This window comes from Actinosynnema sp. NPDC050436, from assembly GCF_040655415.1.
In the GTDB taxonomy this organism is placed as follows: Bacteria; Actinomycetota; Actinomycetes; order Mycobacteriales; family Pseudonocardiaceae; genus Actinosynnema.
Genome location: NZ_JBFAJV010000020.1, coordinates 1 through 23,823, shown reverse-complemented (window position 1 = coordinate 23,823; position 23,823 = coordinate 1). Strand labels below are relative to the sequence as shown.

Below are 23,823 nucleotides of genomic sequence, written 5' to 3'. Positions count from 1 at the left end.
GCCCTGCCCTGCAACGCCTTCACGTCTCGTGGGTCGGCGCTGCAACGCGGTTCTCCACCACCGCACCGGCGGACGGGGGCGCGCTGTCCGGGGTGGACGGTGCCGCTCGGCTATCAGCCGAGCGGCCCGCCCAGGAGCGGCGCGGTCGGCACACCCGACCCGCCCGTCGTCGGCGTGATGGTCATCCCGGCCCGAACGCAGCGGTTCGGCCTTCCGATCAGTGGAACCGGCCGTTGACCCGCCCGGCGGCCCGAACCTACGTTCCGACCACCCGCCGCGCGGTGTGCCCACCGGGGCGGCACGGCCCCCGGGACGGGGCGGACCGGGCGGGCCGGACAACCCTTGGTCGAAGGAACAGGAGGGCGCGGTGCCACTCGACACCACCACGCCGCACTACCGGCGGGACACCGGCTCCCACCCGCCGGTCCGCTGGCCGGACTACCGGTCCAACGCGGCCCGGTCGCCGCACCGGCCGTTCGCGCTGCTGCCGCAGCGGCTCGGCGAGATCACCGGGCCGCTGCTCGGCGAGGGCCGGGTGGGCCCGCACGACAACGACCTGACCCTGGGCCACGACGGCGAGCCGCAGGGCCAGCGGATCACCGTCTCCGGGCGGGTGCTCGACGGCGACGGGCGACCGGTCGCCGGCACCCTGCTGGAGGTCTGGCAGGCCAACGCGGGCGGGCGCTACCGGCACGACGGCGACCGGCACCCCGCCCCGCTGGACCCGAACTTCACCGGCGTCGGCCGCACGATCACCGACGCGGACGGGCGCTACGCGTTCACCACGATCCAGCCCGGTGCCTACCCGTGGCGCAACCACGACAACGCGTGGCGTCCCGCGCACATCCACTTCTCGCTGTTCGGCACCGCGTTCACGCAGCGGCTGATCACCCAGATGTACTTCCCGGGCGACCCGCTGTTCTTCCAGGACCCGATCTTCAACTCGGTGCGCGACCCGAAGGCGCGCGAGGCGCTGATCGCGCGGTTCGACCTGGGCAGCACGGTTCCCGAGTGGTCCCTGGGGTACCAGTGGGACATCGTGCTGCGGGGCACGAACCCGACGCCGCTGGAGGACGAGGACGACGACGATGACTGAGCTGCAGACCACGCCGTCGCAGACGGTCGGCCCGTTCTTCGCGCACGGCCTGTTCTGGGAGGACGGCCCGTTCGTGGTGCCCGAGGGCACCGAGGGCGCGTTCCGGGTCGAGGGCCGGGTGCTCGACGGCAACGGCGAACCGGTGCCGGACGCCGTGGTGGAGACCTGGCAGGCCGACCCGGGCGGCCGCTTCGACCACCCCGACGACCCGCGCGGTGCGGTGCGGTGGAAGGATTTCCGGGGCTTCGGCCGCGCGGCGACGGACGCGGAGGGGCGGTGGGGCCTGCTCACCGTGAAACCCGGCCCGCTGCCCTCGGGCGACGGCCGGGAGGCACCCCACCTGAACGTGTCGGTGTTCTGCCGGGGGATGCTGGTCCGGCTGGTCACCCGCATCTACTTCCCGGACGAGGAGGCCAACGCCGACGACCCGGTCCTGCGCTCGATCGGCGACCCGGCGGCGCGCGGCACGCTCATCGCCGCGACCACCCCGCACGGCTACCACTTCGACATCCGCTTGCAAGGGGAGCATGAAACCGTCTTCTTCGACGTCTGAGCTGTTCGGGCCGCTGTTCACCGACCCGGCCGTGGAGGCGGAGATATCCGACCGGGCGTGGCTGCGGGCCATGCTGGACTTCGAGCGCGCGCTGGCGATCGTCCAGGCGCGGGCGGGCGTGGTGCCCGAAGAGGCGGCCCGGATGGTGGTGACCGCGATCGACGTCGGCCACTACGACCCGGCCGCCCTCGGCGAGGCGGCGCGCGGCAGCGGCACCCCCGTGGTGCCGCTGGTCCGGGCCATCGGCGCGCACGTCACCGCCGAGGGGCGGGCCGCCGTGCACAACGGCGCGACCAGCCAGGACGTCCTGGACACCGCGCTGTCGCTGGTCGCGTTCCGGGCGCTGGGCCCGATCCTGGACGGGCTGGCGGGCGTGGCGGGGGAGTGCGAGCGGCTGGCCCGCAGGCACCGGGAGACGCTGATCGCCGGGCGGACGCTGGCGCAGCACGCGCTGCCCACGACGTTCGGCCTCAAGTGCGCGGGCTGGCTGGTGGCCGTGGACGAGGCCGCCGAGGTGCTGGAACGGGTGCGGGAGCGGCGGTTGGCCGTGCAGTTCGGCGGTGCGGCGGGCACCCTGGCCGCCGTCGCCGACCCCGGGCTGACCGACCAGCTCGCGGTGCAGCTGGGGCTGGTCGCGCCGCTGATCCCGTGGCACACCGACCGGACCCGGGTCGCCGAGCTGGCGTGCGCGCTGGGCGGCGCGTCGGGCGTGCTGGCCAAGATCGCGCAGGACGTGGTGCTGCTGGCCCAGACCGAGGTGGCCGAGGTCGCCGAGGCCGAGGGCGGCACGTCGTCGGCCATGCCGCACAAGCACAACCCGGTGCGGGCGGTGCTGGTCACGGCGGGCACGCGGCGGGTGCCCGCCCTGGTGTCGGCGGTGCTGTCCGCGATGCCGCAGGAGCACGAGCGCGCGGCCGGCGCGTGGCACAGCGAGTGGCAGTCGGTGACCGAGCTGCTGCGCCTGGTCGGCGGCGCGGTGCACGGGCTGCGCGAGCTGCTGTCCCGGCTGCGCGTCGACCCGGACCGGATGCGGCGCAACCTGGACCTGACCGGTGGCCTGCTGATGGCGGAGAACGTGGCGGTGCGGCTGGCCGCGCGGATCGGCCGCACCGAGGCCCAGGAGCTGGTCGCCGAGGTGTGCCGGGCGGCCGTGCTCAACGGCGGCACGCTGCGCGACGCGCTGCGGGCCGACCTGCGGATCGACCTGTCCGAACAGGAGATCGACGAGGCGCTGGACCCGGCCGGGTACGTCGGCAGCGCGGGCGTGTTCGTGGACCGGGCGCTGGCGGCGCACCGGGGGAAGGCCGAGAGATGAAGCTGCACCACGAGCTGAGCGGACCCGAGGACGCGCCGGTCGTCGTCCTGGGCAACTCGCTGGGCACCACCACCGCGCTGTGGGAGCCGCAGCTCCCGGAGCTGGAGCAGCGCTTCCGGGTGCTGCGCTACGACCACCGGGGGCACGGCGGCAGCCCCGCGTCCACCGGTCCGCTGCGGGTCGACGACCTGGCCGAGGACGTGCTGGAGCTGCTGGACGGCCTGGGCCTGCCCCGGGTGTCCTACTGCGGCGTGTCGATGGGCGCGATGGTCGGGATGTGGCTGGCCGGCCACGCGCCGGAGCGCGTCGACCGGCTGGTCCTGCTGTGCACCACCGCGTACTACGACACCGCGCGGCCGTGGCAGGAGCGCGCCTCGGCGGTGCGCGCGAACGGCACCGCCTCCATCGCGCCCGCCGTGGTGGCCCGCTGGTTCACGCCGGCGCTGGCCGAGCGGTCGCCGGCGACGGTGGACCGGTTCCGGGCGGTGCTGTCCGCAGTGGACGACGAGAGCTACGCGGCGTGCTGCGAGGCGTTGGGGGCGCTGGACCTGCGCTCGGTGCTGCCGGTGATCGAGGCGCCGACGGCGGTGGTCGCCGGCGCGCTGGACGAGGCCACCCCGCCCGACCGCCTGCGGGCGATCGCGGACGCCGTCCCGGGCGCGGAGCTGCACGTGCTGGACGGCGCCGCCCACCTGGCCAACGTCGAGGCGGCGGGCGCCGTCTCGAAGATCCTGAGGGAGCACCTGGCGTGAACGAGCACGACGAGGGGATGCGGGTCCGCCGCGAGGTGCTCGGCGACGAGCACGTCGACCGGGCGGTGGCGCGCGCGGACGGCTTCACCGCCGACTTCCAGGACCTGATCACCCGCTACGCCTGGGGCACGATCTGGACCCGGCCGGGCCTGGACCGCCGGACCCGCTCGTGCATCACGCTGGCGATGCTGGCCACCCTGGGCCACGAGGACGAGCTGGCGATGCACGTGCGCGCCGCGCTGCGCAACGGCCTGACCCGGGACGAGATCAAGGAGGTCCTGCTCCAGGTGGCGGTCTACGCGGGCGTGCCCGCCGCCAACCGCGCGTTCGCCGTCGCCCAGCCCGTCCTGGCGGAGGAGCCGGGGACTGCCTGACCGGCCGTGCCCGCCGGGCAGGTCACCACGTCGGGCGTGCGCAGATCCCGCCGTCGACCACCAGGTCGTGGCCGGTGATGAAGGAGGCCCTCGGCGAGGCCAGGAAGACGCAGGCGTCGCCGACGTCCTCCGGCGTGCCCAGCCGGCCCAGCGGTGCGGCGGCGTGCCAGCGCGCGACGCCCTCGGGCCACTCGTCGGCCAGGCCGGGCCGGTCGACCAGGCCCGGTGACACGGTGTTGACCCGCACCCCGAACCGGCCGCACTCCAGCGCCGCCGCGCGGGCGTGGGCGATCAGCGCGGCTTTCGAGGCGCTGTAGTGGGCGTGCCCGTGCGCCGGGTGGCGGCCCTCGACGGACGCGATGTGCGTGATCGAGCCGCCCGTGCCGCGCATCACCTCGACCGCCGCCTGCGTGCAGGCGAACGCGCTGGTCACGTTCGTGTCCAGGACCGAGCGCCACTCGTCGGCGGTCATCCCGTCCAGCTCGCGGACCGGTTGGACGCCCGCGCAGTTCACCACTGCGTCCAGCCGCCCCCGCCACGCCGCCGCCGCGCCCACCAGCCGCGCGCACTCCTGCGGGGAGGTCAGGTCCGCCCGCACGGCCAGTGCGCCCGGCAGCGCCACCTCGCCCCGGTGGTGGTGCGCGACGACGTGCGCGCCGGCCTGCGCGAACCGCCGGGCGACACCCGCCCCGATCCCGCCGCTCGCGCCCGTGACGAGCACGACCGCGCCGCCGAGGTCCACTAGACCGGGGCCAACGGCGTGTGCGGGGCGGCGGGCAGCTCCACGCGGATCGGGTCGCCCGGCCGGACCTCGCCGCCGACCAGCACCACGGACATGATCCCGGCCCTGCGCACCACGGCGCCGTGCTCGTCGCGGCCCACCACGTGCTTGAGCAGCCCCTCGCGGAACGCCTCGATCTGCGGGCACGGGTTGCGCAGCCCCGTCACCTCCACCACGGCCTCCGCGCCGAGCCGCAGCAGCGAGCCGGTGGGCAGGCCGAGCAGGTCCACGCCCCGGGTGGTGATGTTCTCGCCGAGCTGACCGGCGGCGACGTCGAAACCGAGGGCGTTGAGCTCCTCGTGCAGCTCGGCGTGCATCAGGTGCACCTGGCGCAGGTTCGGTTGCGCAGGGTCACGGCGCACCCGGGAGCGGTGCTTGACCAGCTCGCCCGCGTGGACGTCCCCGTCGACGCCGAGACCGGCGACCAGCCGCACGCCGTCCCGGGTGGGTTTTGTGAACGTGTACTCCGCGCTGCGGCTGACGGCCACGACGATTCCCATGTTCCGGACCCTAATCGGTAAGACTTCGGGCGGTCACGGCGATAACCGGGGTGTACACCCCTGCGGACGACGGTGAATGATCATGGACGACGACGAATTGACCCACCGGGCACGCGCGATGCTGCGTGCCGTCGCGGCCGGCCGCGCCGAGGTGACGCGCAGCCGCGAACCCGACCTCCGGGTGGACGGGCTGCTGTGCAGCGACCAGGCCACCGCACGCCAACTGGCGCACGCCGGGCTGGTCCGACCGGTCCGGCTCGACGGTCACGGCCAGTGGTCGCCGGCCGAGCTGACCCCGGCAGGCCGGGCCCTGCTCGCCTGATCCCGGGCCCGCGCCACCACCCGGCGCGCACCGCACGTCGCCTTGCCCGCGCGTGCCGCGATCAGGCGGTCACGCGGTCCAGGAACGCGGCCAGGTTGGTCGCCGTGCGCTCGATCAGCCGGTCCAGCGGCAGCGACTCGTGGAACCGGCTGCCGGGGCCGGCGTCCTTCTTGCCGCGCAGGTACAGCGAGCACGCCAGGTCGCTGCAGAAGTACGCGCCGACCGAGTTGCCGAGCTGGCCCTGCTTGCCCGACTTGCGCGCGGTCATCAGCGCCACGCCGTCGCCCAGGTGCGTGGTCAGGCACAGCGAGCACATGCTGCGCCGCGCCTGCCCGGCCCGGGGTGCGGCCCGGCGCAGCGCGACGCCCACGAACCCGTCGCCGGTCTCGGTGACCAGGTAGGAGCGCTCGGACGAGGCCGGGTCCTGCCAGCCGAGGAAGTCCAGGTCGTCCCACGGCCGCGCGTCGAGGTCCCGGGGTACGGCCAGCCGCGTCCGCTCGCCCTTGGTGCAGTTGACGAACGACGCGCGGATGTCGCGTTCGGTAGCCGGTTTCATGCCCGGCACGCTAACCTCGGCTAGAGGCCCTAGGCAACTGGATAACCCACCTAGGCGGAGGGGAGCGGGATGGCTCGCGCGGGGATCACCGCCGACCGCCTGACCAGGGCGGCGGTGGAGCTGGCCGACGAGTCCGGCTTCGCGGGCGTCACCGTGTCGGCGCTGGCCCGCCGCTTCGGCGTCAAGGACGCGAGCCTGTACTCGCACATCCGCAGCGCCCACGAGCTGCGCTCGCGGGTGGCCGGGCTGGCGCTGGCCGAGATGGCCGACCGCGCGGCCGAGGCGCTGGCCGGCCGGGCGGGCAAGGACGCGCTGGTGGCGTTCGCCAACGCCTACCGCGACTACGCCAGGCAATACCCGGGCCGGTACGCCGCCGCCCAGTACCCGCTGGACCCGGAGGCGGCCGGGGCGGGCGCGGCCCGGCGGCACTCCGACCTGACCCGGGCGATCCTGCGCGGCTACCGGCTGTCCGAACCGGACCAGACCGACGCGGTGCGGCTGCTGCACAGCGCGCTGCACGGCTACACCTCGCTGGAGGCCGCCGGCGGGTTCTCGCACCACCCGCGCGGCGCGGACGTCTCGTGGTCGCGGGCGCTGGACGCGCTGGACGCCGTGCTGGCGAACTGGCCCGCCTGACACACTCCACGGGTGCCCCACCCCGGTTCCCGCACCAGGACGACGGACCTGTGGCTGCTGCCCGAGGACGAGGCCCTCCTCGGGCAGCGGATCGGTAACGCCCTGCCCACCGGGTGGCTGTGCAGCCAACCCGGCCCGGTGGGGCTGCACCGGGTGCACCTGCACGCCACCGTCGCGGAGGCGTTCGACTGCGGGGGTGTCCAGGTGTTCCTGCCGCTGCCCGCCGGTGCCGCCGCGCCGGACGGCGTCGAGGTGGCCGGCGGGGTCGTCACCGACCCCGGACTGCGCGGCGCGGCCATCGTCCAGTTGCTGCGCTCGCACGTGCGCGGCGGCGTGTTCGGGTGCGGGAGGCTGGCCGTGCGCTGGTCCGAACCGGACGTGGGCCCCGAGCTGCACCGGCTGCTCGGCGAGCAGGTGGCCGAGGTGTGGCGGGCCCTGCGCGCGGCGACCCGGCCCGCCGCCCTGCGCGACGCCACCGGGCGCGAGCTGTCCGGGACGCGGATCGGCGCGGCGGCGCGGGAGCTGGTCGTCCGCACGGGGATTCCGCTGAGCCGCAACGGCGGCCCGCACCGGCACCTCGCGCGCTGACCCCTCGAACGTCCACAAAGGACCTCCCGAGACGGCGCACCGGGGCTGCGAGGGGTGACCGTTCGCCGCTGTTGCGCCGTTCGAGTGGTCTCCGCTCGGCGGTCGGGGGAGTGGCGACCCCGTGCGCGCCGTCGACTCCTGCTGCGGATCGACTGCGGAACCCCGGAGTGACCGGACTGCCCGCCCGCGTCGCCGGGGCCGGTTTCACCCGGCGACCGCCTTCCGCCGCCCGGCAGGTGAGGCTACCCTAACCATCGGAGAGGTCCGGATCACTCCCACGCGTGCAGAACTTAGGTTAGGGTAACCGAAGTTCGATCATTCCCTGTTGTCGCACCGATGGGACAGTCATGCCACAGCCACCTGTCTTCGACGTCCTCGGCGTCGGCTTCGGTCCGTCGAACCTGGCGCTCGCCATCGCCGTCACCGAGCACAACGCCGCCGCGCGGCCCGAAGACGTGGTCACGGCCCACTTCCTGGAGCGCCAGCCCCGGTTCGGCTGGCACCGGGGGATGCTGATCGAGGACGCCACCATGCAGGTGTCCTTCCTCAAGGACCTGGTCACCCTGCGCAACCCGAGCAGCTCGTTCAGCTTCCTGAACTACCTGCACGGCCGGGGCCGCCTGGTGGACTTCGTCAACCACAAGAACCTGTTCCCGCTGCGGGTGGAGTTCCACGACTACTTCGAGTGGGCCGCCGGCAAGGTGGACGACCTGGTGTCCTACGACCACGACGTGGTGTCGGTCGAGCCGGTGGCCGACGGCGGCCCGGTCACCCACTTCGACGTCACCTCGCGCACGCCGTCCGGCGAGGTCGAGGTCCGCCGCGCGCGCAACCTCGTGGTGGCGACCGGGTTGCGGGCCCGGCTGCCCGAGGGCGTGGTCCAGTCCGAGCGGATCTGGCACAACCGCGACTTCCTGCGCCGGGTCGAGCAGCTGGAGGACCCGCGCCGGCTGGTCGTGGTCGGCGCGGGGCAGAGCGGCGCGGAGGTGACCGCGTTCCTGCACGAGAGGTTCCGCGACGCCGAGGTGTGCGCGGTGTTCGCCCGCTACGGCTACAGCCCGGCCGACGACAGCTCGTTCGCCAACCGGATCTTCGACCCGGCCGCCGTGGACGACTTCTACACCGCGCCCGAGGACGTCAAGCGGCGGCTGATGGACTACCACGCCAACACCAACTACGCGGTGGTCGACCACGACCTGATCGCCGACCTCTACCGGCGGGTCTACCGGGAGAAGGTCGTTGGCGCGCAAAGGCTGCGGCTGCTCAACCTGTCGCAGGTCGCCGGCCTGGAGGAGCACCCGGGCGGCGTGCGGGTCACCGTCGAGTCGCTGTCCGACGGCCGCCGCGCCACGCTCGACGCGGACGTCGTCGTCTACGCCACCGGCTACCGCGAGGCCGACCCGACCGGCCTGCTGGGCACGCTGGCCGGCCGCTGCCGGCGCGACGAGCACGACCGGCTCCGGGTGCTGCGCGACTACCGCCTGGAGACCGACGACGGCATCCGGGGCGGCATCTACCTCCAGGGCGGCACCGAGCACACGCACGGCATCTCGTCGTCCCTGCTGTCCAACACCTCCGTGCGGGTGGGGGAGATCCTCCAGTCCGTCCTCGACCGCCGTGAACCGGCGGTCCCGGTGCAGCCCGCGTACGCCGTGAGTGCGCTGCACACCGCCTGACCTCCCGACCCCGGGCGCGGTCGATTTGGTCCACAGTGGACGGATGTGCGACCGTGCCTCGGTTCCGGTCCTGCCCGCTCCGGGCTCCTGGCCACGACGGCGATCGACGCCCGGAGAGCCCTGCCGGGTGATCGCGGACCCGGAGACCGACACCCCGCTGGTCGTGCCGCTGCGGGGGCAACGCATCCCGGCCGACCCGTCCGCTGACGGCACCACCGACCCGCTGACCGCCCGCCGGGGCCGAGCCGCCCGTTCGCCGATTGCCGAAAAAGGGAATTCGCGGAATAGATCGCGCCCGCCGGCATTGCCGTGGTACAAATAAGGGTTACTTCACCCGTGAAAGGGTGGAAATGGTATGACCCAGTGTATCACAGGGGGCAAGCGTGGTAACAGGGGAATTGAATTCGGAACAGGAGCGGATTGCGTCGCTCTACCGCCGGCTGGACCTGGAGCGCGCGGCGGCGAAGGCCGAGCTGGCGGCGGCGCTGCTCGACCCGCACGAGCAGCGCTGGCACCGGGAAGTGGCGGTGCGCACGCTGTCCGAGCAGGTCAGCCGCCTGTCCGTGGCCGACCGGAGCCTGTGCTTCGGGCGCACCGACCACGCCGACGGCACCCGCACCTACATCGGCCGGGTCGGTCTGCTCGACCCCGCCGACGACTACCGGCCGCTGCTCACCGACTGGCGCGCGCCGATCGCCCGCCCGTTCTACACGGCCACCGGGGCGCACCCGGAGGGGATCACCAGGCGGAGGCACTACCGCACCCGGGGACGGCGGCTGGAGAGCTTCCACGACGACGAGCTCCAGCTCGACGGGACCACCCTGCTGGAAGCGCTGAACGCGCCCCGGACGGACACCATGCGCGACATCGTGGCGACCATCCAGGCCGAGCAGGACGAGGTGATCCGGCTCGACCACCGGGGCGTCCTGGTCATCGAGGGCGGGCCGGGCACCGGGAAGACCGCCGTGGCCCTGCACCGCGTCGCCTACCTGCTGTACACGCAGCGCGAGCGGCTGTCCCGGCAGGGCGTGCTCGTCGTCGGGCCCAACCCCGGGTTCCTGCGCTACGTCGGCGACGTGCTGCCCTCGCTCGGGGAGACCGACGTGGTGTTCGCGTCGCCCGGCGAGCTGTTCCCCGGCGTGCGCACCACCCGCGAGGACCTCCCGGAGTTGCAGGGCCTCAAGGGCGGGCTGTCGGCGGTCGGGCTGGTGCGCGAGGCGCTCGCGGACCGGCAGGAGCTGCCCGACGAGCCGGTGCCGGTCGAGCTGGAGGACGTGACCGTGCTCGTGGACGCCCCGGTCGCCGCCGTGGCCCGCGAGCGGGCGCGCGCCACCGGGCTGCGGCACAACGAGGCCCGCCAGGTGTTCCGGGACGCCCTGGCCGACGCCCTGGTCGTGCCCGCGCTGACCCTGATCGGCCGGAACTGGCCCGAACTGGCCGTGGACGTCCGGCGCGAGCTGGCCGGCAGCGCCGACCTGGACGCGGTCGTGGACGCCCTGTGGCCGCCGCTGACGGCGTGCGACCTGCTGGCCGACCTCTACGAGGGCCGGTGCTTCGCGCTGGGCTACCCCGAGCTGCACCGGGAGGACGGCCGGGCGTGGACGGTCTCCGACGTCCCGCTGCTGGACGAGGCCGCCGAGCTGCTGGGCACGTCCGACGAGGCCCGGCGGGCCGCCGCGCGGCGGCGGGCGGCCGAGGTCGAGTACGCCCGGGGCGTGCTGGAGGTGATCGACACCGACGCGGCCGGGCACGAGGACGAGCTGCGGGCGGTCGACCTGGTCGACGCCGAGTGGCTGGCCGACCGGCACGAGGCGCGCGACCACCGGACGGTCGCCGAGCGCGCCGGGGCCGACCGGGAGTGGACCTACGGGCACGTCGTGGTGGACGAGGCGCAGGAGCTGTCCGAGATGGACTGGCGGGTGCTGATGCGGCGCAGCCCCAACCGGTCGATGACCGTGGTCGGCGACCTGGCCCAGCGGCAGGCCGAGGCGGGCGCGCGGTCCTGGGACGCGCTGCTCGCGCCGTACGTGGGCGCCAGGTGGGTGCACCGGAGGCTGACGGTCAACTACCGGACGCCTGCGGCGATCATGCGCTACGCCGCGCCGGCGCTGGCGGAGGTCGACCCCCGTGCCGAGCTGCCCACCTCGGTGCGGCGCGGCGAACCGCCGGTCGAGCTGGCCGTGGACGACCTGGCCGTGGTGTCGCGGCTGGTCACCGGGCCCGGGACGAGCGCGGTGATCTCGGTCGACGGGCCGGTCACCCCGCGCGCGGCCAAGGGGCTGGAGTTCGACACCGTCGTGGTGGTCGAGCCCGAGCGGATGACGGCGGCGGAGCGGTACGTGGCGCTGACCAGGGCCACCCGGCGGCTGGTCGTGGTGCGGCGGAGGACCTGACCCGTCCCCGGCCCGGCGGGCGGCGGAATGCCCCGCCGCCCGCCGGGCGTTGCACCCGGCGAGGGCCACCGCACGACCGAGGGGACCGACGTGGACGTCACCGTGTCCGACAACGCCGCCGCATCGCGCTTCGAGATCTTCCTCGACGGCGAGCGAGCCGGGTTCGCCGACTACGAGCTGGAGCCCGGCCGCATCACGTTCACCCACACCGAGGTGGCCGTGGAGGGCAGGGGCCTGGGCGGCAGGCTGGTCGAGCACGCCCTGCTGGACGCCCGCGAGCGCGGCCTCGCCGTGGTGCCGCAGTGCCCGTTCGTGGCGGGCTACCTCGACAAGCACCCCGAACTCGAGCACCCCGGGGCCTGACCCGGCCGCGAGGCGGGCCCGGCCGGCCGGGCCCGCCGTGGCCCGCCTCGCGCAGGACGGCTAGCGGGGCAGCTTCACCACGGTCACGAAGAAGTCGTCGATCTGCCGCACGACCTCGATGAACCGGTCGAAGTCCACCGGCTTGGTGACGTAGGCGTTGGCGTGCAGGTTGTAGCTGCGCAGGATGTCCTCCTCCGCCTCCGAGGTGGTCAGCACCACCACCGGGATCGACCGCAGCGCCGCGTCGGCCTTCACCTCCGCCAGCACCTCCCGCCCGTCCATCTTCGGCAGGTTCAGGTCCAGCAGGATCAACCCCGGCCGGGGCGCGTCCGCGTGCTCGCCCTCGCGCCGCAGGAACTCCAGCGCCTCGACGCCGTCGCGCACCACGTGGAGCTGGTTGCGGATCTTGTGGTGCTCGAACGCCTCCTGGGTCATCAGGGCGTCGCCGGGGTCGTCCTCGACGAGCAGGACGTCGACCACGTTCAGCGAGTCATTCATGGGTGTCCTCTGCTACCGGCAGGGTGAACTTGAAGGTGGTGCCGGCGTCGTGACCTGTGTCCAACCAGATGGTGCCGCCGTGGTACTCGATGATCTTCCGGCACATGGCCAGGCCGATGCCGGTGCCCGGGTAGTCGTCCTTGTGGTGCAGGCGCTGGAAGATGACGAAGATCCGCTCAGCGTACTCGGGTTCGATCCCGATGCCGTCGTCGCGGACGGTGAACGTCCAGAGTTCACCGGTCCGCTCCACCTCGACCCGCACCTCCGGCGGCCCCTCGCCGTGGAACTTCAGCGCGTTGCCGATCAGGTTGCCGAACACCCCGCCCAGCAGCGACGCCTCGCCGCGCACGGTCGGCAGGTCCGGCGTGACCACCGTCGCCCCGGTCCGCTCGATCACGTCGGAGTAGCTGTCCAGCACTTGGGCGACCGTCTCGTTGAGGTCGACCGCCACGTGCTCGCGGGTCATCCGCCCGACCCGGGAGAACGCCAGCAGGTCGTTGATCAGCACCTGCATCCGCTTCGCGCCGTCCACGGCGAACCGCAGGTACTGCTCGCCCCGCTCGTCGAGCTGGCCGGAGTAGCGGCGCTCCAGGAGCTGGCAGAAGCTCGCCACCTTGCGCAGCGGCTCCTGGAGGTCGTGCGAGGCCACGTAGGCGAACTGCTCCAGCTCCGAGTTCGACCGGCGCAGCTCCTCGACGTCGTTGAGGATGCGGGCCCGCATCGCGTCCACGTCCTGGCCCAGCATCACGGTCTCGCGCGGCCCGACGATCTGCACGGCGTGCTCGAAGTCACCCGACGACACCTGCCGGACCTGCGCGGCCAGGCCGGTCAGCGGCTTGATCAGGATGCGGTGCAGCACCGCGGCCACCCCGGCGATGATCACCACGAGCAGCACGCCCAGCGCGATCACCAGGTAGAGCACCTGGTCGGCGACGCCGTCCAGGCCGGAGCGCGCGGCGGCGGACTCGTCGTTGAGCACCCGCTGGAGGTCGCCGACCTCCCGGCGCACGGCGTCGAACAGCTCCTTGCCGCGCGCGGTGTCGGCCTGGTCGGCCAGCGGGCGGCCCGCCGACCGGACGGCCGTGATCACCACGTCGGCGTACCCGGCCCGCCAGCCGACCGCCAGCTCCTTGATCGAGTCCACCCGCTGCGCCAGGTCGGGCCGCACCGAGGCGATCGCGTCGCGGGCGTTGCGCAGCGCGTCCTGCTCGGCCCGCAGCCCGTCCTGGTAGGGGTCGAGGAACTCCTCGCGCGCGGTGAGCGCGAACCCGCGCACCCCGTTCTCCTGGTCGATCAGGGCGGCGTCGAGCTCCAGCGCGTGCCGCCGCGCCGGGCCGACCTGGTCCAGCAGCAGCGTGCGGGCGTTGGTGAGGCTGTTCAGCGCCACCGCCACGCCGCCGATCGCGCCGGCGCAGACGATGATCAGGATCGTCACGGACGCGATCAGCAGCCTGCTCGCCGGCCACCGGGTGCGGTAGTCCATCAGCCCTCGTCCGAGATCAGCAGCACGGCCATGTCGTCGTCCAGCTCCCCGCCGTTGAGTTCCTTCACCCGCGAGATCAGCTCGTCGAGCAAACCCTCGGGGTGGCTGCGCCAGTCCGGTCTGGTCCTGGTCACCCGGCCGATCAGCTCGATCAGCCGTTCGGAGCCGAGGCGCTCGGTGTCGCCGGTCACCCGGCCCTCCACCAGCCCGTCGGTGTAGAGCAGCAGCGACCAGCCGGGCGGCAGCGGCACGTCCAGGCCGCTCCACGTGCTGTCCGGCAGCACGCCCAGCGGCAGGCCCGCGCGGTCCCGGGGCAGCTCCACCACGCGGTCGCCGACCAGCAGCATCGGCTCCGGGTGCCCGGCCAGGTAGATCCGCGCCCAGCGGCGGTCGGGCGACACGGTGACCATGCACGCCGTGGTGAACAGGCCGGGCTGGTGGCGCTCGTGCTCCAGGATCTCGTGCAGCGTGCGCAGCACCCGCGACGGCTCCTGGTCGGCCAGCACCAGCGCCCGCCACGCGATGCGCAGGAAGACGCCCAGCGCGGCCTCGTCCGGGCCGTGCCCGCACACGTCGCCGACGATGGCCTGCAACGTGCCGTCGGGGGTGCGCACGACGTCGAAGAAGTCGCCGCCGAGCAGCATCCGGCTGCCGCCGGGCTGGTAGCGGAACTCCAGGCCCAGGCCCTGGCCGCGCTCCAGGATCGGCGAGGGCAGCAGGCCGCGTTCCAGCCGGGTCTTCTCCGAGGCGAGCAGCTGCTCGTCGCGGAGCTGACGGTGGGTCTCCTCGGCGTGCTTGCGGCCGACCGCGTAGCGGATGCCGCGCAGCAGCGCCGAGCCGTCCACCTGGCCCTTGACCAGGAAGTCCTCCGCGCCGGCGGCGACCGAGCGCTCGCCCTGCCGCTCGTCGTCCAGGCCGGTGAGCACGATGATCGCGGCCGGCGAGGACAGCGCGAGCAGCCGGTTGAGCCCGTCCAGCCCCGTGGTGTCGGGCAGGCCGAGGTCCAGCAGCACGCAGTCCGCGCGGGGCACCAGGGGCACCGCCTCGCGCAGCGTGCGCACCCGGCGCAGGTCGACGTCCGCGCCGACCTCTTCCAGCAGCGCTTCGACCAGCACCGCGTCGCCCTCGTCGTCTTCGACGAGCAGCACGGTGATGCGGCCGTCCGCCGCACGCGTTCCGTTGGACCCGGTCACGGGAAGGGACCCTAGCCGAACGGTGATCACGGCCGGTCCGCACCGGTTCGGTGGGTCGCGGGAACCACCCGGTGCGGGTGGGCGAAGATCCCGGTGTGAGTTTCACGCGGATGGTGGCGTTGACCGCGCGGTTGCCCAGGCGCGGCAGGGGGTTCTGGTACTCGGTGGCCATCGACCTGCTGTGGCCGTTGGTCGTGGTGTTCGTGCGGCTGCGGATGGCGGGCGGGCGCAACATCCCCGGTGAGGGGAAGGTGCTGCTCGCGTCCAACCACCTGTCGTTCGCCGACCCGGTGACGCTGACCGCGTTCACGCTGGCGTCCGGGCGGGTGCCGCGCTACCTGGCGAAGGCGAGCCTGTGGCGGGTGCCCGTGCTCGGGTGGGTGATGTCGGGCGGGCGGCACATCCCGGTCGACCGGGGCACGGCCCGCGCCGGCCGGGCGGTGGACGTCGCGCGCGACTCGCTGGATGACGGCCAGTGCGTGATCGTCTACCCGGAGGGCACGTTCACCAGCGACCCGGACGGCTGGCCGATGCGCGGCAAGAACGGCGTGGCGCGGCTGGCGCTGGCGTCCCGCACGCCGGTCGTGCCGGTGGCCCAGTGGGGCACCCGGCGGCTGCTGCCGCCCGGCTCCTACCTGCCCCGGCCGTGGACGAAGGTGCACGTGGTGGCCGGTGCGCCGGTCGACCTGTCGGACCTCTACGGGCTGGAGCCGACCAAGCAGGTGCTCGACGAGGCGACCGGGCGGATCATGGCCGCCATCACCACCCTGCTGGTCGGTGTCCGCGAACTCCCACATCCTGGGAGGCGGTGACGGGTCCCGTTGCCCTCGCCGGCGTTCGGGACTCTCCGCTGTCCCGCATCGTGGAGCGTGGGCGATGGGCGATCGACCTGCGCGCAGGGGTCTCGGCGAGGACTTGTGGGCGGTGATCGTCGGCCTGGCCTCGTTCGCGCCGGCCCTCACGGGCATGATCCCGCCGGGACCGGTGCCGTGATGACCGCCCCGGAGCAGACCCGGGGACCACTCCGGGACGCGGCCCTCGGCGTGGTCAACGACCTGCGCACGTGGTTCCCGGTCCTGGCGTTCGTCGGCATCGGCCTGGAGTTCCGGGTGGGCGCGCTCAAGCAGGCCGGGTGGTGACCGGTGGGCGTGTTCGCCGCGTCGACCGGGGTGAACGTGCGGGCCGCGCTAGGGTCGGCGGTCCTGCTGTTTCGACCGCTCCCAGCTCAGGTACTGGCCGGCGGCGGTGGACAGGCTGGTCAGCAGCCACACCGCCACGCCCGCGTCGTCGGTGACGCCGATCAGCGGCAGGAACTCGGGCAGGACGTCGATCGGCGAGACCAGGTAGACCAGCGCGAAGCCCCACTGGGCCAGCCGGGTCGTCGGCAGGCCGTACGCCTTGCGCGCCCGCAGCAGCCGGGGCAGCGCCTTGGCGCGGTCGACGACCGAGCCGACCGGTTCGGGCTCGCCGCGCGCGACCCGCCGGCGCTTGCGCCGGGTGACGCCCAGCGCGATCGAACCCGCGCCCAGCAGCAGCAGCGCGACGCCGACCGCGACCGGCGGCAGGCCGACCAGGTCCGCGTCGCGCCAGACCAGGGTCGACACCCCGAGCGCGGCGAGCATGATGCCGAGGAAGACCACCGGCCCATGGTATCGACTCCGGGCCGCTCCGGTCGGTGCGCCGGGCGGCCGGTCACCGCCGGCGCTCGACCACCGCCGCGTACCAGAGCCCGGCCGAGGCCACCGCGCACCCGGCCGCCGTCGCACCCCGCCACACCGCCGGCTCGGACGCCGACAGCACCCCGTTCCACACCGCCACCGCCAGGAAGACGACGGCCAGGGCCACCAACGGTCCCGACCGGACCGGACGTCGGCTGCCGCGCGATCTCATGCCCTGAACAGCGCTCCGGGCCGGCGCGGCGTTACCGGGCGGGCTCGCGGGCCGGGCGCGGCGCGGGCTCGCCGGTGAACCCCGCCCAGTGCCGCACGTCGAACCGCTCCGGCCCGCCCGCCCCGCCCAGCGGCACGCCCCGGTCCCGCACCGCCCGCGCGGTCGCCGCCGCCTGCCGGTCCAGCAGCCGGTCCACCTCGCCGCCGGTCAGCCCGTCGATCTCCTCCCAGAAGGTCAGCACCCGGTTCACGTACAGGGCCACCAGGTGGTCGCGGGCGGGTTCGAACAGGCCACCGGCCACGGCGGCGAGCGCGTCGGACAGGAGGGCCGGCCACTCGTCCGTGGTCACCCGCAGCCCCCACGGCGCGGGCCGCAGCCCGCGCGCGGAGGGGAACACCCGCGCCACCCCGTCCCGGTGCGCCGCCAGGTAGCGCGCGACCGACGCGGTCACCCGGGACACGACCTCCGGGTCCTGCCGCACCGCCGTGCCGTCCACCGCCGCCCGTGCCCCCGGTCGTCCGGGCCCGGCCGGGCGCAGCCGGTCGGTGCGCAGCACGACGTGGAACAGCGAGTCCAGCACCTGCTGCGGCAGCCGCAGGATCTTCGGGAACGGCGAGTTGTGCAGCTTGCGCCCCAACGGCACCTCCACCACCCGGATGCCCTCGCGCAGCGCGTTCGCGGTCAACCACACGTCGATGCCGTACAGCGAGGCGCTCTCCGGGCGCGGCCACCCGAGCGACCGCTCCAGCAGCGCCCGGTTGAACGCGAACTCGCCCCCGATCGGCTGCTGCACGTGCACCCCGTACACCGCCGCCAGCAGCGGGCTGGCCAGGTGGTTCGTGGTGTTCGCCTCGTACCGGTCGCGCCGGTACGAGGGCACCGCGAGCACCGGCTCGGCACCCGCCACCGCGTCCGCCAGCCGCCCCACCCAGCCGGGTTCGGCCGACCGCACGTCCGCGTCCAGCAGCAGCACCCGGTCGGCGGCCAGCGCGCGGGCCCGGTCCATGACGGCGAACACGTTCGTGCCCTTGCCGGTCCCCTCGCCGGGGGAGGAGACGACCACCTTGCGCGCCCGCAGCGGCGTCCCGGCGAACCGCGCGGCAGTCCCGTCCGTGCTGCCGTTCTCGGCGAGCACGACCACGTTCGTCCCGTGCGGGAACGCGCGGTGCAGCCCCTCGTCGGCGGCCGAGGCCACCGCGCCGACCGTGCGCGCCTCGTCCCGGGCGGGGATGCCGACGACGGTGACCGGACCGCGACCCGCTCCGGGGCCGAATTCTTCGTGCACGGTGCTACCGAAACACGACCTCCGCGAACCGGCTCACCGGGGTCGCGCGCGGGGTCCGCTCCGGACCGGCGGGCGGGGGTGCGCCCGCGTGCGCACGACCGGGCCGTGCGCGGGCGGGACGGGCAGCGGCTGGGACTCCTGCTGCTGCCGAGGCACCCCGTGCCGCTCCTGCTCGGCCCGCGCCCGGGCTTCGAACCGCACCCGGTACTCCTCGAACTGCGCCACCGCCTGCGCCCGGGGCACCTCGAACCGCCCGGACGGCCCGTCGACCCGATCTGCCGCCGGCAACGCCCTCACACCCCCACCCGCACTCCCGACCTCTACAACCCCAGCCCCCACCTCCACGTTCCCCGCTCCCACGTCCCCCACTCCAGCACTCCTCTCTCCACCCCTCTCCCCATTCCTCTCCGGCAACCGGTGTGGTGGGGCGAGGTGCTGGGGCCGCTGCCGATCCGGTCCCGCGACCCGGTTCTGCCGCCACAGCTCCGTCGACAGCTTGATCATCGCGGTCGGCGCGTCCAGCCCGACCATCCCCACCAGCCGGCCGTCGTCCACGAAGCCGGTGATCGTCCGGTGGTCCTTGCGCGACCCGGCCAGGGTCGTCGTGTCCTTGCCCATCGACGGCAGCCCGGAACCCTGGATGCGCATCCCGTACTGCTCGGTCCAGAACCTCGGGACGGGGGTGAACGGCCGCGCGGCCTCCCGGCCCGCCAACAGGTTCTCCGCCGCCGCCCGCCCCATCTCCACCGCGTTGAGCCAGTGCTCGACCCGGCGCGGTCGTCCCCCGAAGCGCAGGTTGGGCCACTGCGCCACGTCACCCGCCGCCACGACGTCGGTGCCGCCGACCACGTGGCACGTGGGCTCGCACAGCACCCCGTCCTCCAGCACCAGCCCGGAACCGCGCAGCCAGGCCACCGACGGCGACGCCCCGACCGCGATCACCACGACCGCCGCGAAGAACACCTGCCCGTCCGAGAGGTGGATCGCCACCCCGCCCGCCTGCGGCATCCAGTGCCGGATCTTGACGCCCATCGCCATCCGCACGCCCCGCGCCCGGTGCGCCTCGGTGACGGTGTCGGCGATGTTCTTGCCGACCGCGCTGCCCAGCAGCGTCGAGGACCGGCTGACGATCGCCACGTCCCGACCCATCGACTTCACCGACGCCGCCATCTCGCAGCCGATCAGGCCGCCGCCGATCACCACCACCAGCCCCTGCGTGGAGTTGATCGCCTGTTTGATGGCGATGGCGTCGTCCACCGTGCGCAGCACGTGGATGCGCTGGTCCTGGCGCGGGGCGCCCTGCAGGTGCCGGGGCTCTACGCCGGTGGCGATCACCAGCCCGTCGTAGCCGAGCTCCTCGCCGCCGGGCAGGCCGACCACCCGCCGGTCCGGCTCCAGGTGCGTCGCGGCCGTGCCCAGCCGCCAGATGGCGTTGAGCTCGCGGCTGATGGTCAGCCGCAGGTCCGACGCGTGCAGCTCGCCGTTGACGGCCTCCTTGGACAGCGCGGGCCGGTGGTAGGGCAGGTGCCGCTCCGCGCTGACGATGACGATCTCGCCCCGGAACCCCAGCTCGCGCAACCGCTCCCCGGCCCGCAGGCCGGCCAGGCCGCCGCCCGCGACGACCACCCGTTCCTCGCTCCTCACCGCACACGCTCCCGCAGCTCGATCGCGCGCATCGGGCACGCGCGCGCGGCGGCCCGCGCCTTGGCGAACAGCTCGGGTGGCGGCCGGCGCTCGTAGCGCAGCCGCTCGTCGTCGACGAGCTGGAACAGACCGGGCGCCTCGGCCTGGCAGATGCCGTAGCGGTGGCAGCGCTCGTTGTCCACGCTGATGTCCAGCGCGCTGCCGCCCGCGCCGTCCGGCTCGGGCTCGAAGCCCGGTTCGGGCTCCAACATGCCCAGCCGCACCAGGACGTGCGGCGGCAGGAAGCGGGCCAGGGCGATCGTCGCGGTGGGCACGAGGATCGTCAGGCCCGCCAGCCACAACGTGGCCAAGGTGCCGTTGGCGACCGCGCCGAACCACGAGTGCACCACGGTCAGCGCCACCGCCGCGTACGCGGCCTGGTGCAGCCGGAGCCACTTGCGGTAGTAGACCTTCTTGCGCAGCCCCGAGGTGAACGCGACGACCAGCATGAGTTCCAGGCCCACGATGCCCAGCGCGTGCCGGAACAGGCCGCCGTTGAACAGCGGCACGGAGATCTGGGAGAGCGCGAACGGGGAGAGGGTGAGCAGGGTGAACGCGAAGGCGTGCAGGCAGCCGAAGGCCAGGGCCAGCGTCGCCAGCACCATGTGGCTGTTGCGCAGCCCCTGCCGGCCGGTGACCTTGTTCGCCCAGCCGGTGGCGATCAGGACGCCCCAGCACAGGGTGGCGCACATGAATGCGTAGGCCAGGCGTGCCGAGATCTGCGCCACGTGGCGCACCCCGGCGTCGTGGTCGCCGCCGGTCGCCTGCGCGACCAGCAGCGGGACCTGGGAGAGCACGGTGGGACCTCCGAGATGGCGGGGGAGAACTCGCAGGTGTGAGGGGAAGGGTGCCCGCCCGGCGGGCCGTGCAGGAGTGGTCACGGCCACGCCGGGCGACCGGAACGCCTACCGGCAACCTCCTTTCACTTGACGTTCGCCTTGGGCCGCAACAGGCGCAGGACCACGAGGGTCACCACCGCGCCCGCCAGGCACAGGAGGAGGACGATCAGGGCGGACGGTCCGTCCGAACCGGACACTTGTGACGCGGTCCGCACCGGTGGGGCGTCCACCGCGCCGGCGGCGACCGGTTTGGACAGTCCCGCGTCGGTCACTGCGTTGGTGCTCTCCAACAGGGTCATGTGCTTGAGCACGACCTGGTTGCACACCTGGGCGAACTGCCGGATCGCCTCGTTGCGGGTGTTCGCGCGGACCGTGGACACCACGGGGAAGATCGCGCCGTGCGCGGCCCGGAGCCGGTTGGCGAACGAGTCGTCGAACGCCGCGCCGGTCCGCGACCGCATCTCGGCCATCCACGACTGCTGGTCGGCGTTGGGGGAGTCGGGCAGCGGCACGCCCATCCGGCCCGCCAACCGCACCACCCGCTCGTCCAGGAACGCGTGGTCGCTCATGAGCTGCGCGCCGACCTCCTGCACGCGCCGGCTGGAAGCCCTGGTGGTCGCCTCCTCGCCCATGGGCATCTCCCACAGGCCCGCGAGCCGGACCTTGACCAGGAGTTCCTTGTCCAGCGCGGTGATCGGCCCGAGCGGCGTCTGCTCCACGGGCCCGGACGCCGGCGGGTCGTCACCGCGCGCGGTACCCGCGAACGTCGGCCAGAACACCACCGCGAGCGCCAGCACCGACGCGCAGAAGCGCCCGAAACGCCTGCCTGCCACGGCGGAGGCCCTCAGTTGCCGCCGCCCGCGTCCGCCTGGGCCTTCTTGCCCTCCGGCGTGACCGCGAACCACGTGCCGCCCTTGCCCTGCCCGGTCAGGTCACCGGCCTTCTTGTCGCCGGTGTGCCGGTAGAGGGGCCAGCCCGCGAGCGTGACCTGCTTCGTGCCGTCGGCCCGGTCCACCGAGCCGACCACCGTCGGATCGACACCGGAGGTCATGGTGTGCTCGCCGACCAGCACCGGCGGCCAGGACTCGGCGCAGTCGCCGTCACAATTGGACGTGGGCGGTTTCGCGGTGTCCTTGTCGTAGCGGTAGAGCGCGTAGCCGCCCGCGTCGGCGACAAACCAGCCGACCTGCTCCGACTCGGTCGCCGACAGCATCTGGTGCGGCTCCCTGCCGAATTCCGGCTGCTGCCGCACAGCCGTCGTACCGGGGTCGGCCCCACCGGCACCGCCCGCGTCGCCGCCGGTCACCGCGCCACACGCGCTGACCAGTACCAACGCCACCACGGACGGGCTGGCGAACAACACACTCCGGGAACGTCGACCACGCATCGTTGGTCCTTTCTACCGCTGGCGGGATCCGCCGAAGGGACCAGCGATGGGAGGGTCGCGGTCCGGCCGAACAGGCGGATACCGGGAAGTACGGACACGATGCGGTGACGGTTCACAAACAAAACGGGGACTTTTTCTGCTCCGAAACCCTCGACTTCTCACCCGTTCGCGCGCTTGGATGCACGGCGTGGCGCGGCACAGACGCAGCACTCAACCCCCGAGAGATCACGCGTGGCCGGAACTCAGCCTGGAAGACGAGCTGATCCGCAGGCTCTACCAGGAGTTCGGCAGTGCGCTGCTGGGACATGCCATGCGGCTGACGGGCAGTGACCGGCAGTGGGCAGAGGACATCGTGCAGGAGACGCTGGTGCGGGCGTGGCGCAACGCCGAGAAGCTGGAGCGGGACCCCGTCCTGCTGCGCTCCTGGCTGTTCACCGTCGCCCGCCGCCTGGTCATCGACGACCGGCGCAAGCGCAGCGTCCGACCGCAGGAGTCGGAGTTGACCCCGTCCGATGAGGCCCCGGTGCGGGACGAAGCGGACCGCACCCTGGCGGCGATAGTGGTCGCCGAGGCGATGAACGGACTGACGGAGGAGCACCGGGAGGCTATTCTCGAAACGTACTTGCGGGACCGGACGGTCGGGGAAGCCGCGGCGGTGCTCGGGGTGCCGCCGGGCACGGTGAAGTCCAGGGTGTACTACGCACTCCGCGCCCTGCGGCGGGCACTGCAGGATCGGGGCTGACAGGTGACATCGCGGCCGGACCACGTCGACGTGGCGGCGTACGTCCTCGGGATCCTCGACGAGGACGAGGTGGACGCCTTCGAGAACCACCTCGCCCAGTGCCGTCGCTGCGCGTTGGACCTGCGCGATTTCGCCGTACTGCCAGACCTCTTGGACGAAGCCGACGCGAACGGGATGCTGCGCGCGAACGCGGGGGAGCGCCCGGACGGGCGTTCGGTCCGCGCGATGCTGGACACCGTCACCGAAGACCGAGCCCGACGACGCCGCAACACGCTGCTCCTGTCCGCCGCTGCGGCCGTGCTGCTGATCGTGCTGACCGCCGTGACAACGGTCGGCTTGTCGTCGCCGCAGGGCGACAACAACGCTCTGGTCCCGACCACGACAACTCCGACGGTGCCGGGGCCTTCCGCGGTGGCGAAGAACGCCCCCGACGGCTCCGGCACCGTCACCAGAACAGACCCGACGACGGGTGTCTGGGCAAGGCTCAACGCCACGCCGGAACCCTGGGGAACATCGGTAACCTTGGAAGTGAAGGGCACCAGGACTCCGGTCCGCTGCGAACTGGTGGCGAAGGCCAAGACGGGCGAGACCCTGGTGGTGGGCTCCTGGCTGGCCGGAACGTCCACAGCGGACAGCGAGCCGCTAGAGCTCAACTCCTCGGTGGGCCTCAGATGGCACGAAATCGCCGAGTTCCAAGTACGAACCCCCAACACCCCCACCCCTCTGGTCCGCCTACCAACGGACTAAACCCACACCCCCGCCCCTCCCACACTCCACCCACCAAGTCGTGTCATCCCCGTGTGGCCCGCGCGCAGCGAACCGCGCTTGAGTGGGGTGTGCAAGCACGCCCTTCGCTTGCACACCCCACTCAAGGGTGGTTGTCTCCGACCGGGCCACACGGGGATGACACGACGACCC

The 23,823-nt window shown here is 73.6% G+C and carries 28 protein-coding genes; 15 read left to right on the top strand and 13 right to left on the bottom strand.

The annotated features are described in order from the left end of the window. The first annotated feature begins 367 nt into the window (after positions 1–367). From pcaH to pcaC, 5 genes are read left to right on the top strand one after another with little or no spacing between them, the layout of a single operon-like run. The gene (gene pcaH / locus AB0I60_RS33390) at positions 368–1,096 is read left to right on the top strand and encodes a protocatechuate 3,4-dioxygenase subunit beta (protein WP_360737119.1); all 729 of its coding nucleotides are present in this window, start codon (positions 368–370) and stop codon (positions 1,094–1,096) included. Further along, complete coding sequence (pcaG, locus tag AB0I60_RS33385) at positions 1,089–1,649, top strand: protocatechuate 3,4-dioxygenase subunit alpha (RefSeq protein ID WP_360737117.1); 561 nt, start codon at positions 1,089–1,091, stop codon at positions 1,647–1,649. The genes pcaH and pcaG overlap by 8 nt, the downstream gene beginning before the upstream one ends. Further along, positions 1,624–2,964, top strand: a complete 1,341-nt coding sequence (gene pcaB, locus AB0I60_RS33380; protein ID WP_360737114.1) for a 3-carboxy-cis,cis-muconate cycloisomerase — start codon at positions 1,624–1,626, stop codon at positions 2,962–2,964. The genes pcaG and pcaB overlap by 26 nt, the downstream gene beginning before the upstream one ends. After that, positions 2,961–3,716, top strand: a complete 756-nt coding sequence (gene pcaD, locus AB0I60_RS33375) for a 3-oxoadipate enol-lactonase (protein ID WP_360737112.1) — start codon at positions 2,961–2,963, stop codon at positions 3,714–3,716. The genes pcaB and pcaD overlap by 4 nt, the downstream gene beginning before the upstream one ends. A 17-nt stretch (positions 3,717–3,733) precedes the next feature. Continuing rightward, positions 3,734–4,090 carry a 4-carboxymuconolactone decarboxylase gene (gene pcaC / locus AB0I60_RS33370; RefSeq protein WP_360737330.1) on the top strand — a complete coding sequence of 119 codons (357 nt, stop codon included), beginning with the start codon at positions 3,734–3,736 and terminating at the stop codon, positions 4,088–4,090. A 22-nt stretch (positions 4,091–4,112) separates the two neighbouring features. On the opposite strand, the gene AB0I60_RS33365 is transcribed toward pcaC, so the two are convergent. Together AB0I60_RS33365 and AB0I60_RS33360 are read right to left on the bottom strand one after the other, a co-directional pair. Beyond that, positions 4,113–4,832 carry an SDR family NAD(P)-dependent oxidoreductase gene (locus tag AB0I60_RS33365; protein ID WP_360737110.1) on the bottom strand — a complete coding sequence of 240 codons (720 nt, stop codon included), beginning with the start codon at positions 4,830–4,832 and terminating at the stop codon, positions 4,113–4,115. Next, entirely contained in the window at positions 4,832–5,371 is a 540-nt protein-coding gene (locus AB0I60_RS33360; RefSeq protein ID WP_360737107.1) for an MOSC domain-containing protein, read from the bottom strand. The genes AB0I60_RS33365 and AB0I60_RS33360 overlap by 1 nt, the downstream gene beginning before the upstream one ends. A gap of 76 nt (positions 5,372–5,447) precedes the next feature. Here AB0I60_RS33360 and AB0I60_RS33355 point away from each other — a divergent pair, with 76 nt between their 5' ends. Beyond that, positions 5,448–5,693, top strand: a complete 246-nt coding sequence (locus AB0I60_RS33355) for a hypothetical protein (protein ID WP_360737104.1) — start codon at positions 5,448–5,450, stop codon at positions 5,691–5,693. Between the two features lie 61 nt (positions 5,694–5,754). Here AB0I60_RS33355 and AB0I60_RS33350 read toward each other — a convergent pair whose 3' ends face one another. After that, positions 5,755–6,249 carry an FBP domain-containing protein gene (locus tag AB0I60_RS33350; protein WP_360737101.1) on the bottom strand — a complete coding sequence of 165 codons (495 nt, stop codon included), beginning with the start codon at positions 6,247–6,249 and terminating at the stop codon, positions 5,755–5,757. A gap of 69 nt (positions 6,250–6,318) precedes the next feature. On the opposite strand from AB0I60_RS33350, the gene AB0I60_RS33345 reads away from it, so the two are divergent. The 5 genes from AB0I60_RS33345 (at position 6,319) to AB0I60_RS33325 (ending at position 11,905) form a co-directional block, all read left to right on the top strand. Beyond that, positions 6,319–6,885 carry a WHG domain-containing protein gene (locus AB0I60_RS33345; RefSeq protein WP_360737099.1) on the top strand — a complete coding sequence of 189 codons (567 nt, stop codon included), beginning with the start codon at positions 6,319–6,321 and terminating at the stop codon, positions 6,883–6,885. A 12-nt stretch (positions 6,886–6,897) separates the two neighbouring features. Continuing rightward, positions 6,898–7,473: a hypothetical protein gene (locus tag AB0I60_RS33340; RefSeq protein ID WP_360737096.1), complete on the top strand. Its 576-nt coding sequence runs from the start codon at positions 6,898–6,900 to the stop codon at positions 7,471–7,473. A gap of 347 nt (positions 7,474–7,820) precedes the next feature. Further along, a complete protein-coding gene (locus AB0I60_RS33335; RefSeq protein WP_360737094.1) occupies positions 7,821–9,149 on the top strand; it encodes a lysine N(6)-hydroxylase/L-ornithine N(5)-oxygenase family protein in 1,329 nt (442 codons plus the stop codon). A gap of 398 nt (positions 9,150–9,547) precedes the next feature. Next, the gene (locus AB0I60_RS33330; protein WP_360737091.1) at positions 9,548–11,542 is read left to right on the top strand and encodes a UvrD-helicase domain-containing protein; all 1,995 of its coding nucleotides are present in this window, start codon (positions 9,548–9,550) and stop codon (positions 11,540–11,542) included. 90 nt (positions 11,543–11,632) lie between these two features. Further along, complete coding sequence (locus AB0I60_RS33325; RefSeq protein WP_360737089.1) at positions 11,633–11,905, top strand: GNAT family N-acetyltransferase; 273 nt, start codon at positions 11,633–11,635, stop codon at positions 11,903–11,905. Between the two features lie 60 nt (positions 11,906–11,965). On the opposite strand, the gene AB0I60_RS33320 is transcribed toward AB0I60_RS33325, so the two are convergent. From AB0I60_RS33320 to AB0I60_RS33310, 3 genes are read right to left on the bottom strand one after another with little or no spacing between them, the layout of a single operon-like run. Next, positions 11,966–12,403: a response regulator gene (locus tag AB0I60_RS33320; protein WP_360737086.1), complete on the bottom strand. Its 438-nt coding sequence runs from the start codon at positions 12,401–12,403 to the stop codon at positions 11,966–11,968. Then, positions 12,396–13,886, bottom strand: a complete 1,491-nt coding sequence (locus AB0I60_RS33315; RefSeq protein ID WP_360737084.1) for an ATP-binding protein — start codon at positions 13,884–13,886, stop codon at positions 12,396–12,398. The genes AB0I60_RS33320 and AB0I60_RS33315 overlap by 8 nt, the downstream gene beginning before the upstream one ends. Next, the gene (locus AB0I60_RS33310; protein ID WP_360737082.1) at positions 13,886–15,079 is read right to left on the bottom strand and encodes a SpoIIE family protein phosphatase; all 1,194 of its coding nucleotides are present in this window, start codon (positions 15,077–15,079) and stop codon (positions 13,886–13,888) included. The genes AB0I60_RS33315 and AB0I60_RS33310 overlap by 1 nt, the downstream gene beginning before the upstream one ends. A 110-nt stretch (positions 15,080–15,189) precedes the next feature. Here AB0I60_RS33310 and AB0I60_RS33305 point away from each other — a divergent pair, with 110 nt between their 5' ends. Next, complete coding sequence (locus AB0I60_RS33305) at positions 15,190–15,891, top strand: lysophospholipid acyltransferase family protein (RefSeq protein WP_360737328.1); 702 nt, start codon at positions 15,190–15,192, stop codon at positions 15,889–15,891. 180 nt (positions 15,892–16,071) lie between these two features. Further along, positions 16,072–16,218, top strand: coding sequence for a hypothetical protein (locus AB0I60_RS33300; protein ID WP_360737080.1), 147 nt, complete (start codon positions 16,072–16,074; stop codon positions 16,216–16,218). Positions 16,219–16,266: 48 nt separating this feature from the next. Here the strand turns inward: AB0I60_RS33300 and AB0I60_RS33295 are convergent, their stop codons facing one another. The 7 genes from AB0I60_RS33295 to AB0I60_RS33265 form a co-directional block, all read right to left on the bottom strand. Continuing rightward, a complete protein-coding gene (locus AB0I60_RS33295) occupies positions 16,267–16,719 on the bottom strand; it encodes a YkvA family protein (protein WP_360737077.1) in 453 nt (150 codons plus the stop codon). A 52-nt stretch (positions 16,720–16,771) separates the two neighbouring features. Beyond that, on the bottom strand, positions 16,772–16,924 hold the full coding sequence (locus AB0I60_RS33290; RefSeq protein WP_360737074.1) for a hypothetical protein: 153 nt from the start codon (positions 16,922–16,924) through the stop codon (positions 16,772–16,774). 76 nt (positions 16,925–17,000) lie between these two features. Further along, entirely contained in the window at positions 17,001–18,254 is a 1,254-nt protein-coding gene (locus AB0I60_RS33285) for a family 2 glycosyl transferase (protein WP_360737072.1), read from the bottom strand. Positions 18,255–18,287: 33 nt separating this feature from the next. Beyond that, positions 18,288–19,898, bottom strand: a complete 1,611-nt coding sequence (locus AB0I60_RS33280; protein WP_360737069.1) for an FAD-dependent oxidoreductase — start codon at positions 19,896–19,898, stop codon at positions 18,288–18,290. Next, the gene (locus tag AB0I60_RS33275; RefSeq protein WP_360737066.1) at positions 19,895–20,734 is read right to left on the bottom strand and encodes a ferric reductase-like transmembrane domain-containing protein; all 840 of its coding nucleotides are present in this window, start codon (positions 20,732–20,734) and stop codon (positions 19,895–19,897) included. The genes AB0I60_RS33280 and AB0I60_RS33275 overlap by 4 nt, the downstream gene beginning before the upstream one ends. A 125-nt stretch (positions 20,735–20,859) precedes the next feature. Next, positions 20,860–21,609 (bottom strand): DUF4142 domain-containing protein, encoded by a 750-nt coding sequence (locus tag AB0I60_RS33270; RefSeq protein WP_360737064.1) that lies wholly within the window; start codon positions 21,607–21,609, stop codon positions 20,860–20,862. Positions 21,610–21,620: 11 nt separating this feature from the next. Continuing rightward, on the bottom strand, positions 21,621–22,139 hold the full coding sequence (locus AB0I60_RS33265; protein WP_360737062.1) for a hypothetical protein: 519 nt from the start codon (positions 22,137–22,139) through the stop codon (positions 21,621–21,623). Between the two features lie 202 nt (positions 22,140–22,341). On the opposite strand from AB0I60_RS33265, the gene AB0I60_RS33260 reads away from it, so the two are divergent. Together AB0I60_RS33260 and AB0I60_RS33255 are read left to right on the top strand one after the other, a co-directional pair. After that, complete coding sequence (locus AB0I60_RS33260) at positions 22,342–22,905, top strand: sigma-70 family RNA polymerase sigma factor (RefSeq protein WP_360737059.1); 564 nt, start codon at positions 22,342–22,344, stop codon at positions 22,903–22,905. Positions 22,906–22,935: 30 nt separating this feature from the next. Continuing rightward, on the top strand, positions 22,936–23,652 hold the full coding sequence (locus AB0I60_RS33255; RefSeq protein ID WP_360737056.1) for a zf-HC2 domain-containing protein: 717 nt from the start codon (positions 22,936–22,938) through the stop codon (positions 23,650–23,652). Positions 23,653–23,823 lie beyond the last annotated feature (171 nt).

Excerpts from the sequence above, each read along its gene's own strand:
- AB0I60_RS33320 (WP_360737086.1), bottom strand. The coding sequence starts at position 12,403 with ATGAATGACTCGCTGAACGTGGTCGACGTCCTGCTCGTCGAGGACGAC.
- AB0I60_RS33335 (WP_360737094.1), top strand. The coding sequence starts at position 7,821 with ATGCCACAGCCACCTGTCTTCGACGTCCTCGGCGTCGGCTTCGGTCCG.
- pcaB (WP_360737114.1), top strand. The coding sequence starts at position 1,624 with ATGAAACCGTCTTCTTCGACGTCTGAGCTGTTCGGGCCGCTGTTCACC.
- AB0I60_RS33360 (WP_360737107.1), bottom strand. The coding sequence starts at position 5,371 with ATGGGAATCGTCGTGGCCGTCAGCCGCAGCGCGGAGTACACGTTCACA.
- AB0I60_RS33355 (WP_360737104.1), top strand. The coding sequence starts at position 5,448 with ATGATCATGGACGACGACGAATTGACCCACCGGGCACGCGCGATGCTG.
- AB0I60_RS33315 (WP_360737084.1), bottom strand. The coding sequence starts at position 13,886 with ATGGACTACCGCACCCGGTGGCCGGCGAGCAGGCTGCTGATCGCGTCC.
- AB0I60_RS33260 (WP_360737059.1), top strand. The coding sequence starts at position 22,342 with ATGCACGGCGTGGCGCGGCACAGACGCAGCACTCAACCCCCGAGAGAT.
- pcaG (WP_360737117.1), top strand. The coding sequence starts at position 1,089 with ATGACTGAGCTGCAGACCACGCCGTCGCAGACGGTCGGCCCGTTCTTC.
- AB0I60_RS33300 (WP_360737080.1), top strand. The coding sequence starts at position 16,072 with ATGACCGCCCCGGAGCAGACCCGGGGACCACTCCGGGACGCGGCCCTC.
- AB0I60_RS33350 (WP_360737101.1), bottom strand. The coding sequence starts at position 6,249 with ATGAAACCGGCTACCGAACGCGACATCCGCGCGTCGTTCGTCAACTGC.
- AB0I60_RS33305 (WP_360737328.1), top strand. The coding sequence starts at position 15,190 with ATGGTGGCGTTGACCGCGCGGTTGCCCAGGCGCGGCAGGGGGTTCTGG.
- AB0I60_RS33345 (WP_360737099.1), top strand. The coding sequence starts at position 6,319 with ATGGCTCGCGCGGGGATCACCGCCGACCGCCTGACCAGGGCGGCGGTG.
- pcaD (WP_360737112.1), top strand. The coding sequence starts at position 2,961 with ATGAAGCTGCACCACGAGCTGAGCGGACCCGAGGACGCGCCGGTCGTC.
- pcaC (WP_360737330.1), top strand. The coding sequence starts at position 3,734 with ATGCGGGTCCGCCGCGAGGTGCTCGGCGACGAGCACGTCGACCGGGCG.